The sequence below is a fragment of the Hyphococcus sp. genome, assembly GCF_965267305.1.
GTDB lineage: Bacteria > Pseudomonadota > Alphaproteobacteria > Caulobacterales > Parvularculaceae > Hyphococcus.
On record NZ_OZ253945.1, the window covers coordinates 1,476,615 to 1,488,301 of the forward strand.

Here is an 11,687-nt window from a genome sequence, read left to right on the forward strand (position 1 = left end):
GTTCAAGCGAAATGAAGGACAGGCGCGGCAATAACAAGCCGCAAAAAACCAACCCCAAGCCGTAAAGGCCGTTGAATAGCCTCAGTAAGAGGTACATGCCCCGATCCCCTGACTGCGGAAGACTAAGAGGAATATTCGTCGATGGGAAGCTTGCCGATTTAGGACCCAATCCGAACATTGCCTTTTTTCTCCACCCCCTCCCCCACTGCATCGGAAATCTGCGCGACGGCGAAGGCGAGGCTCTCGCCGGGGTCGCTCGATCCGAAATCGGCGAGGATGTCCGCAGCGGCGTAAGGGTATTCGCTTGTTACAGTCTCGACAGTGCGCACCGGGGTTTCGCCATCGTAAATGGTGACGCGGTACCGCTCGTCATATTCGCTCAACGGGACTTCGCCCTGCCATGAATCGCCGCCTTCGCGCGTGCGGCGGACCCAGCTCAAACGAATGTCGCTTCCTTCCCATGCGGCGCGCAGATGCACCGGCGACAGGGGAATGAGCCCGCGCGCATTCATGGCGAGATTTTGCGTTGTGAACGTCTCCGTGTCGGGAAGGTCGTTTTCCGGGCCCGCCTGCCAGTCATAACTGAGCCCGCGCGCATTCACGGAAAACTCGATCTGCGTCACCGCGCTGTTCAGCAACACGAAGCGCGCATTGACGCTCGCGCCCGCCAGCGCTTCCGCCTCGGTTCCCGCCTGTCCGCGCAGAAGCCCTGAGAGCCGCCAATCGCCGTTTTCGAGAAGCTCCGCATTTTCAAACTGACAGATTTCCCAACCGCCGTTGTCGGCCTTCACCGCAAAGGCGTTGGCGCCGGCGAAAACGTCCTCTTCGGTTTTCGACGACAGGCTTCCGAAATGCAGTCTCACCTCAATGCTGCGCCAGACGCGCCGTCCCGACCCGGCCGGCGGCAGCGCGGTTTTGAGACGTCCCATCACGGCGCGCGAGGAGGCGAGCCCGACCAGCGCTGGCGCGCCATCGCCCGCGCTCCGGTACAGCGCGGCGCCGCCGGGCCAGGGATCGGAAAAGGCGGCGAAGTGAGGCGCCGCCGCGTCATCGCCGCTGCGGAAGAGCGGCAAATCCATCAACTCCCACAAAGGCGCGGCGTAAACGATAATGTCGCCAGAGGCCGCGTACACGGCTGTCGAGACCGGCGAGTCGTAGACCGCCGGCGCGACGCGGACGAGGGAGACCTCGCGCGCGAACCCGTCCTCAATTTCGATGACGCGGTAAAGACGCTCCGCCCCCAGATCATTCAGGATAATCGCATCGCCCGGCTCCAGCGCCGCCGCCGACGGCGGCAGGGAAAAAGACAGCCCGTCGCGCATCACCCAGGCGTCGGCGAGGATGGAGCGCGCCCGCGCCGCCGCCTCCGATGCGGGGATCACAGCGGCGATGTCGGCGCCCGCCTCGCGATGGGGCCTTGCGCCGGGGTCGCGCGCTTCGGCGACCGCGGCGGCGAAATTTTCCTGCTCGTCGAAAAAGCCGAGCCGGAAGGCGGCGGGCAAATCCGTCTCCTGCGCAAGGGACAAGGTAAACGCGCCGTCCCTTCGTTCGGCAAGCGCCGTCGCATCGAGAATCATCACCGGCGCGGCGGTGCGCGGCTGGAAGCGCAAGACGTCGCCCGATTCCACAATGTCGAACTGATAGACATCGGCGAGCGGATCGATCATCTCCCGCGCCGACAGGGGCCGGTCGACCACATAGCCGGTTACGACGCCGTCGAGGCTGGACGCCTCGACGCTCGTGAAACCCGCTTCCTTCGCCAGCGCCGTCACCAGAAGGTCGAGCGGCGCGCGGCCGAGGCGGCCATTGAGCCAATGCCCCTTCTCCCAGTTCGCGGTGTCGCCCCAGATGTCGGACCGCGCGGGAAAATCAGGAAAGGGCCGCGCGTCCCATGCCCAAAGATAGCGCCGCTCGGTATCAACCATTCTTCCTCCGCAAACGGAGGATACCGGATTATTCGCGGCCTGCACCCAGAAGGCGGCCTGCGCCTCCAGAAACCGCCTTTGCGCCATGTCGTCGCGATAACCGGAGGAGAAATGCGGAACGTCGCTTTCGGAGCTTTTGGGATCGACGAAAACATTCGGCTCGTTCGCGCCCTTGTCGACCGCCGGCGCCCCCGTCTCGGTGAACCATATGGGCTTCGACTCGGGAACCCATGGCGTGGGCGAGCCCGCTTTCACGCCGCCGGGGCGATTGTAATGGGCGTTCGCCCACCAGCTCCAGAAATCCTTGTAGCGATAGACCCAGGGCTCGCCATAGGCGCCGTCTGTAATCGCTGTTCGCGTCTGCGTGGCGCGGTCGGCGTCGGACGCGTAATACCAGTCATAGCCCTCGCCGCCACGAATGTTCGATTGCAGATAGCCGAGATCGTACTGACTCTTGGCGCCGGCGAGCGCGTCTGTGTGCGCGTAGCCGTCGCGCCAGTCGGCAAGCGGCATGTAATTGTCGACCCCGACAAAATCGATGTTGGCGTCAGCCCAGAGCGCATCCAGATGAAAGAAAACATCGCCGGAGCCGTCCGAAGGCTGATGGCCGAAATATTCCGACCAGTCGGCGGCGTAGGAGAGTTTCGCCGAGGGGCCGAGGATTGCGCGCACCTCCGCCGCCAGCGAAATCATCTGCGACACGGCGGGATAATTGTCCGCGTCATCGCGCGTCGTGGTGATCCCGCGCAATTCCGAACCCAACAGAAACGCATCGACCCCGCCCGCGAGGGCGCAGAGCTTCGCGTAATGCAGAATGAACCGCCGGAACGACCATTCGGCGGGGCCTGAATAAACCACCTCGCCATTGGCGATGGAAAAATCCGCCGCGCTCGCCGTTCCGAAGAAAGCCGCGATGGCGCCGGTCGCGCCCGCCGTCTTGTCCGCGCTCTCTGCATCGATACGCCCGCGCCAGGGATAGGCGCTCGCATCCATCAGGATGAACGGATGGAACATCACCTTGAGGCCTTTGGCGTTGAGCGATTGAATGGTTTCGACGATGTTCCGGTCGGCGGGGGTTCCGCCATAAGCGGCCCCGCCGTCATGGGTGGAGATGAGATGCGCAGCCGAACGCGTTACGCCGCCGGCTTTCCAGTCGTAAGGCGCGGTTTCCTTGTCCGTGTTCTCGACGCCGGGCCGGATCGTGCAACTTGCAACATCGCGGGAGTTTCCGAACCACGCCGACACCAGCGAGACATGTTCGAGATTGGGCGCCGCGTCGATCAGCGCGTCGATGGATGCGCGGAAATCGGTCACCCCTTGCGCATTGTGAATGTTTTCGCTCGCCGTCACGCCTTCGGAGATGATGCGGTTGACGCCGGTGGTTCCGTAAACGAACTCCCCCGAACCGGGAATGAGCGACACGGCGGTCAACGCGTTTTCCAGCGCATTCTCATCCGTCGTTTTCAGGCTTTTTTCGATCTCGAAGGAAAGCTGCGGGATGCGGTTGCCGAAATCTTTCAGCGGCAGATCCTCGAAGACCATATAGGCGAGGCCGCGAAACCCGGGCGCCCCAAAACCTGATTCTGGGGCCCCTTGCGTTGCGAGGATCAGCGCGTCGGGGTTTTGCGTTTCCGTCCCGCGATAGAGACGCACGTTATGTTTGGAAATGTCGAACAGCTTGCCGTCGGCCCAGACTCGCCCCACGCGGTCGATGACGCCCTCGCAAAGACCCACGGCGAAAGAGATGGAGTAAAGATATTCCGTATAGGTTGTTTGCGCCGCCGGGCGCCCGCCCTTGCCGCCGGAGCTTTCCGTCGTCTCGGAAGATGTCTCCTTGAAATTCGCGGCCCAGATCAATTGCCCGGCGACGCGCGCGCGGCCATAAACGCGCAGGATGCTCGCGCCCTCCTGCGACGCCTGGACCTGGAAACCGTCGAGACGCGGGCCTTCGACTTTTCTTTTGCGCGGCCCGAAGATGAGGCGGTCGGCGTAACCCGCGGCGTAGGACGCAGCAGTCGTCGCGACGGTGCGCGCGAGAAAGGCGCCGATCCCGCCTTTTGCGGCGGCGCCCGCTGCCCCTTGCGCGGCGGTCAAAAGCAATTGAGCCATTTAAGAACACTCCCTTGTTTTGGGAATAGAGGTTCGGGACTGGGGATTTGGAACAGACGGCAAATACCTTTTCCCTAGTCCCTAATCCCAAGTCCCTGATTCACTCCCGGAAAAGAAAAGACGCCGGCGATGCGGCTCCGCCACCAGCGGTTCATCCAGCTTGTGACCACGGCGCGGCCGGCATAGGCGTGAATGAAGGCATTGGACGATGTCGCGATGCCGCAATGTTTGGCGGGGCCGTCCGCAACGACGCGAAAGACGATGACGTCGCCCGGTTCGATCTCGCCCGTCTGCTTTTCGATTAAGTTGCGCCGCGCCGCGGAAAGCAGCGGCTCGTCTTTCTTTCTCTCATTCCAGTCGGGCGTGTAAGGCGGCGGCAGTTCGGGCTCCGACCCGTAAAGATCGCGCCACACGCCGCGAATGAGCCCGAGGCAATCGCAGCCCGCACCCTTCGCGCTCGCCTGATGCACATAGGGCGTGCCGAGCCAGCTTTCGGTTGCGGCGAGGATGTCGGGGCGGTTGATAGAGACGCTTATAGGCAGTAAACAGTTTCGAGATGCGCAAAAGGCGGTTTGATCATGCCGTTCAGACTTCGCGACGCTTTCCTGATTGTCATGCTCTGGCTGACTGCGTGTGTTGTCGCCGTCGTCATCGCTATTGAGACTGTCGAGAGCGTCGCGGGGGACTTCGACTACATCGCCACTCGAGTCATGGCCGTATCCACCATGTTTATGGCGACTGTCGGGGTTGCCCCGCATCTGAAATGGAAGCCCGTCGTCGTTGCTATCTACACGGCTATCTTCGTTGTCGCACTCATACTCTTTACCCACTTTTGGCTTGTCGATGTCGTTCGGGGCTTGAAGCACTAAACGTCTGCCTTCCGGACTCTTTTCTTCGCTCACTTCAATTTCCCTCCCGTGTTCTTCTCGCCTTTCAGCGGATAGGAGACGGCGAAGTCGTTGCCCGGCATGAACGGAAAGCCGCGGAAGTTAGACGCGTTGGAGAACTTCGAGCGGCAGGTATCGAAGCGCTTGTCGCATCCGGCCGTGACGGTGAAGGCGTCGCCGATGTCGATCGCCGCGCCGGCGGGCAGCCAGAGCGAGATTACGCCCGATTGCGTCTGTGTTTTCACATGGGCTTTCAATCCGGCATTGGCGCCGCTGGTCCAAGTCAACAGCCCATGGGCGAACCAGCCGTCTTCGAAAGACGAAAACCCGCTCGCGGCGAAACTCTGCGCATCGCGCAACGCGGTGACGGCGCCCGATGTTTTGAACGCCGCCTGCTCCAGGTCGACGCCACATTTCGCCGAGCCGACATTGACGTCGCACAGCCGCTGATAGACGCGGCCTACGGGCTGTTCGAGGGCGTGCGACAGCCCGCGCAATTCGGCGCGGAACGCCTCGCCTTCCCGCTTCACCTCGCCGATAACGCCTTTCTTCAAGAGCAATCGTTGCGCCGGCGCCGCCCAGTTAACGCGGAAGATCTCCACTTCCGCGCTGTCATAGCGCCCCGCCGCGAGATCGTCGCCGGAAAGCGCCGACGTCGACAAGGCGCCTTCGATCTCCGTATTGTCGGCGGCGAGATCGGCGGAGGAGGACAGCGCCGAACCGACGGCGCCGGTGTCCGGCAGGAACATCGTGCCGTCAAAAGTCAGCGCGCGGTCATGGTCGGTGAAGCCGAGCACGAGCCCATCCCGCCGCGTAATGCGCCAGCAGGTCGCGAGCGTCGTCGCGCCTGTGTCGAGATGCGCCTGCAGGTTTGAATCTACGGCGCGCATCAGACCAGCACCTCAATGAGCGGGATCGACGGAATGTCGCCCGCCTGAAACGCGGCGAGATTGATGCGCAGCTCGTCTGAGTCGAAGCGCACCGGCGTGTCGAACAGAAAACCGGCGGTGACGGCGAGCCCCGCGCCCGGCGGCGACGCGAATGTCACGACGCCCGTGGTTTCATCGACGGTGAAGTCTGCGCCGTCCGTTTGTTCGGCGCCGTCAACGGCCACCCGCACCGAGCCGGCGACCGGTTTTTTCACCGGCCGCGCATAGGAGGCCGCGCCCGATGTGTAGCGCTTCACGAGCTGAAACGCTGTATCGCTTGCGTCGCCGGTTCCGATGACCTGGTCGTCGGGCGCGGGGCTTTCCGCAATCCGGCAGGATTTGAAATCGAACGGATCGCGAAAGCGGAAACCGTAAAGCCGCCCGTGGCGCGCCTCGAAAAACGCGATGATTTCTTCGATATCGGCGATAGACTTGACGCCGTAGCCGGCGTTGAACGCGCGGCGCGACCCGGCCCAGGGAGAGTTGCGTTCCTCATGGCCGGAAACGAGTGCGACAATGACGGTCCTGCGCGTCGGTCCGCCTTCGGAGTTCAGCGCGATGTCGACGGGGAAGAGAATTTCGTGAAAGGACATGGGTTGTTACTCAACTTTCTCATTCACCGCTCATCATAAATTCCTCTGCCCGCGCCCGACGGCCCGCGCCAGCGCAGCCGACACTTGCGTCTCCGACCGCTTAAAACTCTGAACGTCGGTGACGCCCGGAAGCGAGATGTTCACGGTCATGGCGCCGGCGCTTAAAGGCCGAACGTTCCCTGAGCTTCCCGGCGTGAAAAGTTCGGGGCCGCGTTCGCCGACAAGATAGGACGCGCCCGGCGCCACCGGCCCGCCGCCGGCGCGGCCGCCGCCAAACGCATTGGTCAGCAGATTGGAGACGAGATTTTGCACCGGCTGACGCACGAGACTGTCGATGGCGAAGCGGCGCAGATCTTTCAGCAGGGACTGCGTCAGTTTCTTCATGGAAAGCTCGCCGCGCTCGGCTGCGCGGGCGAGATTGGACTGGATCGAGTTCGCCGCCGTCGCGAAGGCTTCGTCGATGAGCGCCGCCGCGGGCGCGATGCGGTCGCGCGCGATGATTTCGATCTCGCCCGCCGCCTCTTCGACGCCGAGCGTGTTGACAGTGACATTTACATGATCAGGCATTGTGTTTCCCGTGTGCGTTGATGAGCTGCATGAGCGCGTCGCGCGTCATGGTTTCGTTCTGCGGGGCCGCCGCTTCCAAAAGCGCGCGCCATTCCGCCACCGGCAGCGCCCAGAACGCGTCCGGCGAGAGCCCCAGCCGCAGAACGGCGAAGACGAACATGGCGCGCCATGGTTCTAGCCCTCCCCCGACGCAAAATCGGTTTGGGGCTTTCCCGGCGTTTCCTCCCCTCCCAGTGCTTCGAAAGCTTTTGCGATCGCGCGCGTCGCTTCGCCAAGATCGAGATCGCTCGCCTTCAAGGCTTCGAGCGTCAGCGCGGCGCCGCCGCCGGCGAGGAGCGCATGGAGAATGAGAATGATGTCGGCGACACGCGGGTTTTGCAGCCGCGCCTGCAGCGCCGACAAATCGCCCTGCCCAAGTTTCTCCTCAATGTCGGCCAGCGCGCCGAGGGTGAGACGCAGGGTCTTTTCTTCGCCATTGATGCTGATCGATACGTCGCCGCGGGGATGAGTCATGCGACGCCCCTGCTCAGCTGCGCCTCTTCTCCTCCCCCGTTTACGGGGGAGGTGTCCCGAAGGGACGGAGGGGGCGAGCGCAACAACGGCCCAGCGCATGTTGGATGGAGAGGACTGCCCCCATCCCCCGCTTCGCGGGTACTTCCCCCGCAAGCGGGGGAAGAGGAAACGTGCCATTTTGCTTGCTCTCTCATACTTATCCCTCCGCCATGAACGCAAGCGCGCCAGCAGACTCCAATGCGAGCGCCATGGAGGCTTCGCGGTCATGCTCTCCCGCATAATCGAGATTGGCGATCAGGAACGGGCCTTCGATGGTTCCGAAACCCGGCACGACGATTTGCCAGTTGCGCGCTTCGCTCGCGAAGAAGACGGCCCGCGCCTCCTCCGCCGCCGCATCGTTGAGGAACACCCCGGCGCCGGAGATCGACGCCTGCTTGACGCCCGCGCCCGCGAGCAGTTCGCGCCAGCCGCCGGCCGATTGCGAATGCGTGACGTCCACGGTCTGCGCATTCAGGGACAATGTCTTGGTGCGCAGGCCGCCGATGACGGAGAAGGTTTCGGAGACGTCGCCGTCGCCGAGTTTGAGGAGGAGGTCCTTGCCGCGTTGGGCTGTCATGTTGTCGTTTCCTTATGTGTGGCGTGTAGACGGTGGTCTGTGCTCTGTGGTTTTCATCCGAACAGCTTCCTTTTCTTCTCGCTGATCACTGATCACGGTCCACTGCTCACTGGCTCATCGTCACGGCGCGAAAGCGCGCGACGCCCTGATAGGTTTCGCCGTCCGTTCTGCGAAAAGCATCGGCGAAGACGAAACGGATGTTGACGAGGTCGTGGCCGGAAAGCGTCAGCGCCGCCTCATGCAGCGCGTCGTAAACCGCGGAGAGAATGCGCTTCACTTCGCGCCGCCCGGCGTAACGGGAGAAGACATAGAGGCGTAAATCGTGCTCGAGACCGCCATCGACGCCTTTCCAGTCCGTCGCGCGCGCTTCGCCGAGCGTCAGATAGGGAAAGATCGCATCGGGGGGCGGATCGTCGAAAATGCGCGCCGGTTCGCCCACTTCCGCCTTGATGGCGGCGTCGGCGGCAAGCGCCTGATAGACCGCCTTTTGCAATTCCCACTGGGCGTTGGTCATGACGCCGGCCCTTCTTCAGTTGCGCTGATCCTCATCCCGGCATCCTTCGCGACGCCCAAAACCTCCTCATCCTGAGGGCGCGCATGAAATGCGCGCGTCGCGAAGGACGAGGAGGTTTTGGGCTCCTCAGGATGAGGCCCGGGATGACTATGTGCGCAATGGCGGCAAGATTTTTTCATGAAAGCACCTCCTCGCAAATGAGCGTCAGGCGTCTGTCGCGCCCGTCATCGCTCTCTATACTGACGGTTTCATACGTCTCGCCTTCGAACGTAAGTCGCTGACCCAGCGAGACATTGGCGCTGAAGCGGATCGTCACGGCGATGCGCTTCAGCCGGTTCTCGCGGTCGCCCGCGAAATCGCGGGTCGAGGCGAGCCGTTCGACAGACGCCCAGATTTCGGCGCCCGGCGCCCAGGAAAGGCTGGCGCCGCCCGCCTCGTCGCTGTCGCGCGAGGCGTCGAGCAGGACGATCTTGTGACGAAGGGCGCCGATCATAAGCGCACTTCCTTGAACGGCGCGATCAGCGCATCGACGGTCTGGGGCACGGTGTAAATCCGCGCCTCGCCCGCCGCTTCGCGGTTCTCATAGAAAGCCGCGGCGAGAATTTTCACCGCGAGTTTCAATTCTTCGGGAACGGCGCCCGCATCCGCATAACCCGCCGTGAAATCGATCCGCACACCGCCAACGGAAGGCGCCGGCAGCGGCCAGGGCCCCGCGGGACGGATGCGCGGCGTTTTGCCGAGGACTGCATCGTATAAAGACGCCGGCACCGCCTGCGGGTCGCCCGCGCCATCGATCACCGCAATGTCATCAATGGCGGAGACCGGCGATAGCGGCAGGAACACCGTGTCTTCCGGAACCGCGTCGAGCGTCAGCCGCCATTGCTGCGGCATCAGCGCAAGGCCGCCCCGCGCCTCGACCGCGCGCACCGCAGCGACGAGGAAGCCGGTGACAGCCGTATCCTCATCCGAATGCGTGACGCGCAGATGCGCTTTCAGTTCGGCGAGCGTCACCGGCTCCGCCGCCGGCGGGGAAAGAAGTGTGAGGGACATGTGACAGCTCCGCTATCAGGGATTAGGGATTAGGTTTTGGGGATTAGGAAAACGCGGAAAAACGAATCCCTAATCCCGAGTCCCTCGTCCCTAGTCGCCGAACTTCAGGAACTTGATGGCGTCGAAATCCTGAACGCCGCCGCCCACGCGCTTGGTCGTGTAGAACAAGACGTAAGGCTTCGCCGAATAGGGATCGCGCAAGACGCGCACGCCGATGCGGTCAACAATGAGATAGCCGCGGCGGAAATCGCCGAACGCAATCGAATGGCTGTCCTCGGCGATGTCGGGCATGTCTTCGGCTTCGGTCACCGGATAGCCCATGAGGCGCGCGGGTTCGCCCGGCTCATTATTGGGCTGCCAGAGATAATTGCCTTCCGAGTCCTTGAACTTCCTGAGCGCGCCGACGACGGACCGGTTCATCAGGAAGCGTCCGTTCGCCCGATAGGCCTGTTTCGGCAGATAGATGAGGTCCAAGAGCTTGTCCGACGGGTTCGACGCCGGGAACGCGCCGTCGACGCCGGTATTGATAAAGCCGAGCTCGTCCCCGTCTTTCGAGGCGTCGGCGGCGATGTCATAGGTGAGGATGCCTTTCGGCGCCGTCGTGCCGTTGCCGGAGATGAAGGCGGCGGATTCCTGAACCGCGAATTCCGTCTGCACCTCGTCGGCGAGCCATTGTTCGATGTCGACAATAGCGTCGTCGAGCAGCGTCTGCGAGGCCGCCGGCATGGCGTAAAGCTCCATCGCCGGGAAATCGAGCGCGGTCAGTGTCGGCGCCGTCGTCGCACTATCGCGCGCCGTCGTTTCCGCAACCCAGCCCGCGGCGGTGTCGCCATTGGAGACGGGCTTGCGGAAGACATTGCCGCCGATTTCGCGAACGCTCGCGATCTGGCGCATGGGCGAAATGTCTTTCACCGCGGCGGTGATCAGGCCTTCGACTTCGGTCGGCGCGAGATAGCCGCCCTCCTCGCCGGTTCCCGTGTTGATCGATTTCGCTTCAAGCGTTGCGACGGCGGTCGCGTCGCCGACGCGCATATAGCGCATGAAAGCGGCCTTGCGTTCATCGGTTTCGACTCGCGCCGCAGAACCGAGCTGCGGTCTTTGCGTTTTCAGCGCCAGGCGGTCAACGGCGGCTTTCTGCTCCGTCACGGCGGCGTTGATGCGGTCGATCTTTTCGTTGAGCACCACATCGTCGGCGCTTTTCGCTTCAAGCGCCGAGAGGCGTTCATCATTGGCGTCCTTGAACGCTTCGAAGGCGGTGAGGAAGTCGCGCATGGCGCCGCGGATTTCCGCGTTGGGCGCTTCCGCTTTGGTTTCGATACTCATGATACTCTTTACTCCTATGCTGTGAGCTTTTGCGCCGTGCGTTTCACGGCGTCGGCAAGATGACGGGCGCCCGCCCCGTGAGAGGGGGACGGCGAAGCGGGCGCCCGTCTTTTGGCTCGCATTCCATGCTGCGTGGGGGAGGACGGAATGCGAACCGAGTCTTTGAACAGTTGTGCGTAGTCTTCCGGCGTCTGTTCGGGCCGCGCAGAACCGATGCGCGTGACGCGCGCGAGACTCGCCATGGGGAAGGTGACGACCGAAACTTCCCAGAGGTTGGCTTCGAGAATGCGCCTGCCGGATTTGACGCGCGCCGACCGCGCGGTCTGATAGCCGATGGAAAGCCCGTCAATGGCGCCGCCTTCGAGCAGCGCATGCACTTCGCGTGCGCGCGGCGACGACAGAAGGAGCTCGCCCCTGACGAACAATCCCCGCGCATCTTCGCGCAAGGAGAGCCAGCGTCCGATGGGCGCTTCGGCGGCGTGCTGGTACAGCAGCGCGGGTTTGCGATTCTTCTGCAGCGATTTCGCAAAGGCGCCCGGCGCAACGATGTCGCCGTTCAAGTCAGGGATGTTGAAGACGGAGGCGTAGCCTTCGATCTCAGCGATGAGGGCGGTCATGAGAGACTCCTTTTCTGTAAAGGAGCCTCCCCCCTCTCCCGCTG

General features: G+C 63.1%; 13 protein-coding genes. All 13 read right to left on the minus strand.

The features are described from left to right. Positions 1–158 precede the first annotated feature (158 nt). Positions 159–4,034: a baseplate multidomain protein megatron gene (locus tag ACQY5P_RS06925; RefSeq protein ID WP_428410005.1), complete on the minus strand. Its 3,876-nt coding sequence runs from the start codon at positions 4,032–4,034 to the stop codon at positions 159–161. A 74-nt stretch (positions 4,035–4,108) separates the two neighbouring features. Beyond that, a complete protein-coding gene (locus tag ACQY5P_RS06930) occupies positions 4,109–4,936 on the minus strand; it encodes an NlpC/P60 family protein (protein WP_428410006.1) in 828 nt (275 codons plus the stop codon). Continuing rightward, positions 4,933–5,811: a DUF2163 domain-containing protein gene (locus tag ACQY5P_RS06935; RefSeq protein ID WP_428410007.1), complete on the minus strand. Its 879-nt coding sequence runs from the start codon at positions 5,809–5,811 to the stop codon at positions 4,933–4,935. The genes ACQY5P_RS06930 and ACQY5P_RS06935 overlap by 4 nt, the downstream gene beginning before the upstream one ends. Then, on the minus strand, positions 5,811–6,443 hold the full coding sequence (locus ACQY5P_RS06940) for a phage distal tail protein, Rcc01695 family (protein ID WP_428410008.1): 633 nt from the start codon (positions 6,441–6,443) through the stop codon (positions 5,811–5,813). The genes ACQY5P_RS06935 and ACQY5P_RS06940 overlap by 1 nt, the downstream gene beginning before the upstream one ends. A 33-nt stretch (positions 6,444–6,476) precedes the next feature. Further along, positions 6,477–7,010, minus strand: coding sequence for a phage tail tape measure C-terminal domain-containing protein (locus ACQY5P_RS06945; protein WP_428410009.1), 534 nt, complete (start codon positions 7,008–7,010; stop codon positions 6,477–6,479). After that, the gene (locus tag ACQY5P_RS06950; RefSeq protein ID WP_428410010.1) at positions 7,003–7,170 is read right to left on the minus strand and encodes a phage tail assembly chaperone; all 168 of its coding nucleotides are present in this window, start codon (positions 7,168–7,170) and stop codon (positions 7,003–7,005) included. Before ACQY5P_RS06950 ends, ACQY5P_RS06945 begins: the two co-directional genes overlap by 8 nt. Positions 7,171–7,184: 14 nt before the next feature. Further along, entirely contained in the window at positions 7,185–7,523 is a 339-nt protein-coding gene (locus tag ACQY5P_RS06955) for a GTA-gp10 family protein (RefSeq protein ID WP_428410011.1), read from the minus strand. 196 nt (positions 7,524–7,719) lie between these two features. Beyond that, positions 7,720–8,139, minus strand: a complete 420-nt coding sequence (locus tag ACQY5P_RS06960; RefSeq protein ID WP_428410012.1) for a phage major tail protein, TP901-1 family — start codon at positions 8,137–8,139, stop codon at positions 7,720–7,722. A gap of 106 nt (positions 8,140–8,245) precedes the next feature. After that, positions 8,246–8,653 (minus strand): DUF3168 domain-containing protein, encoded by a 408-nt coding sequence (locus ACQY5P_RS06965; protein ID WP_428410013.1) that lies wholly within the window; start codon positions 8,651–8,653, stop codon positions 8,246–8,248. A gap of 175 nt (positions 8,654–8,828) precedes the next feature. Then, positions 8,829–9,146 (minus strand): phage head closure protein, encoded by a 318-nt coding sequence (locus tag ACQY5P_RS06970; protein ID WP_428410014.1) that lies wholly within the window; start codon positions 9,144–9,146, stop codon positions 8,829–8,831. After that, on the minus strand, positions 9,143–9,703 hold the full coding sequence (locus tag ACQY5P_RS06975) for a head-tail connector protein (RefSeq protein ID WP_428410015.1): 561 nt from the start codon (positions 9,701–9,703) through the stop codon (positions 9,143–9,145). Before ACQY5P_RS06975 ends, ACQY5P_RS06970 begins: the two co-directional genes overlap by 4 nt. Before the next feature lie 90 nt (positions 9,704–9,793). Then, a complete protein-coding gene (locus tag ACQY5P_RS06980) occupies positions 9,794–11,026 on the minus strand; it encodes a phage major capsid protein (protein ID WP_428410016.1) in 1,233 nt (410 codons plus the stop codon). A 14-nt stretch (positions 11,027–11,040) separates the two neighbouring features. Next, positions 11,041–11,643 carry an HK97 family phage prohead protease gene (locus tag ACQY5P_RS06985; protein WP_428410017.1) on the minus strand — a complete coding sequence of 201 codons (603 nt, stop codon included), beginning with the start codon at positions 11,641–11,643 and terminating at the stop codon, positions 11,041–11,043. Between the last annotated feature and the right edge of the window lie 44 nt (positions 11,644–11,687).